Source organism: Collinsella sp. CLA-AA-H167, assembly GCF_040095305.1.
Lineage (GTDB): Bacteria > Actinomycetota > Coriobacteriia > Coriobacteriales > Coriobacteriaceae > Collinsella.
Genome location: NZ_JBBNGA010000023.1, coordinates 1 through 2238 on the forward strand (window position 1 = coordinate 1; position 2238 = coordinate 2238).

Below are 2238 nucleotides of genomic sequence, written 5' to 3' on the forward strand. Positions count from 1 at the left end.
ATCGCGCCGAGAGTACTGCGGGGCCAGCCCGTGGGAGGCCAGGGCGCCGCTGACCGGTGGACGGCACCGAGCCGTCGGATGACTTGAAGAAGGGGGAGGCCTCGCGGCCTCCCCCTTTTTTGCGTTTACGTGAAACATTCCTTATGCAATTAAATCAATTTAATCATCCACCGCTGAATATAGACGTTCACCGTTCTTTGGTCGGTTCTTTGTTCTCAATGGACTAATATTTGCTTTAGCGCACTGCTGCGCTTGTCCTGTTTTACACGGGTCGTTTTATTGATTGTGACGGAAGGACTCACATGGCAGATGTTCATGAGCTGCTTGATACTTGGATTGCCAATGTCAAGGACGAGGAGCTCCTCGCTGAGCTTAACACGATGAAGGAGCAGGGTGATGAGGACGCCATCACCGACGCTTTCTTCCAGGATCTCGCCTTCGGTACTGCCGGCCTTCGCGGCACTATCGGTGCGGGCACTAACCGTATGAATATCTATACGGTCGGTCGTGCGACCCAGGGATTCGCTGACTACCTCAATGCGACCTTCAAGCATCCGACGGTCGCCATTGCTCGCGATAGCCGCAATAAAGGTGAGCTGTTCGTCAAGACGACGGCTGCCATTCTTGCAGCAAACGGCGTGACTGCCCTCGTGTATCCCAAGATTTCTCCCGTGCCGACGCTCTCCTGGGCCGTCCGCGACCTTAAGTGCTCCGGTGGCATTTGCATGACCGCTAGCCATAACCCAGCGCCTTATAACGGCTATAAGGCCTATGGCCCCGACGGTTGCCAGATCACTAGCGAGGCCGCCGATGCAATTTCTAAGGCTATCGCCGAGACCGATACGTTCACCGGCGTGAAGTCCATGGACTTCGATGAGGCTCTTGAGCAGGGTCTGGTCAAATGGATCGATGACTCGTGCCTCGAGCGTTATTACGACGCCGTTCTCGCCCGCGGCGTGACTAACCTTTCTGCCGAGGAGATCGCTGGCGCTCCGCTTAAGCTCGTCTACACTCCGCTCAACGGCACCGGCCTCATTCCCGTCACGACGGTGCTCGAGCGCGCTGGCATCACCGATGTCACGGTTGTTCCCGAGCAGAAGGAGCCTAACGGCGATTTCCCGACCTGCCCGTATCCTAACCCCGAGATCCGTCAGGCCATGCAGAAGGGCATCGATCTCTGCGAGCAGGTTCACCCCGATCTGCTGCTTGCAACCGATCCCGACGCCGACCGTGTTGGCGTTGCCGTTAAGAATGGCGATGACTATCTGCTGCTGACCGGCAATGAGATGGGCGTTCTGCTGCTCGACTATATCTGCAAGACCCGTGCTGCCCGCGGTGAGGACCTCACTAAGAAGGTTGCCGTTACTACTATCGTTTCTTCCGCCATGGTTGACGCTCTGGCCGACGAGTACGGTTTTGAGCTCCGCCGCTGCCTGACGGGCTTCAAGTACATCGGCGACATCATTACCTCGCTTTCCGATGCTGGCGAGGTCGATCGCTTTATCTTTGGTTTCGAGGAGAGCTACGGCTATCTGGCTGGCGACCACGTGCGCGACAAGGACGCCGTGAGCACTTCGCTGCTGATTTGCCAGATGGCGCAGTATTACAAGCTCCAGGGTAAGAACCTCGCCGATGCGATGCACGAGCTGTACGAGAAGTATGGCTACTACCACAACAAGACGATTTCGCTGAGCTATCCGGGTGCTGAGGGCGCGGCAAAGATGGCCGGCATCATGTCCGGTCTGCGCGAGAACCCGCCTGCGGAGCTTGCTGGGTCCAAGATTGAGGCCGTCGTGGACTACAACACCTGCGTGAACGGCCTGCCGAAGGCTAACGTCATTGAGTTCGATCTTGAGGGCGGCAACAAGGGTATTGTTCGTCCTTCCGGCACCGAGCCCAAGATTAAACTGTATATCTTTGCCAAGGGCGCGGATGCCGCCGAAGCTGATGCAGCACTTGACGCGATTGAAGAGTCCGGTCGCAAGCTGCTGGCATAAGGTATTTAAGAGTCTATTACTGTAGATAGGCGAAAGAGGGGATCTCGGAAACGAGGTCCCCTCTTATATTTACCCAGCCAGCCGAGAGTCCTTATATGTGTAGGAAATGTGTATGCCCAGATTCCCGCCCCCGGCGCCCCTCCGGTCTGGCAATATATCTCCTTGCCGCGCGGCCCGGTCGGACCGGATCAGCCGCACAGCGTGCACCTTGAGAACCGGATACTGCGAGGATGGACACATT

1 protein-coding gene is annotated in these 2238 nt (G+C 57.0%); it reads left to right on the forward strand.

Translation table 11 applies throughout. The features are described 5' to 3' along the window. Positions 1–302: 302 nt before the first annotated feature. On the forward strand, positions 303–1997 hold the full coding sequence (locus AAAT03_RS09815; protein WP_349103225.1) for a phospho-sugar mutase: 1695 nt from the start codon (positions 303–305) through the stop codon (positions 1995–1997). Positions 1998–2238 lie beyond the last annotated feature (241 nt).

What these genes read in the sequence shown, in the direction of transcription:
- AAAT03_RS09815 (WP_349103225.1), top strand. Translation starts at nt 303, where the DNA reads ATGGCAGATGTTCATGAGCTGCTTGATACTTGGATTGCCAATGTCAAG.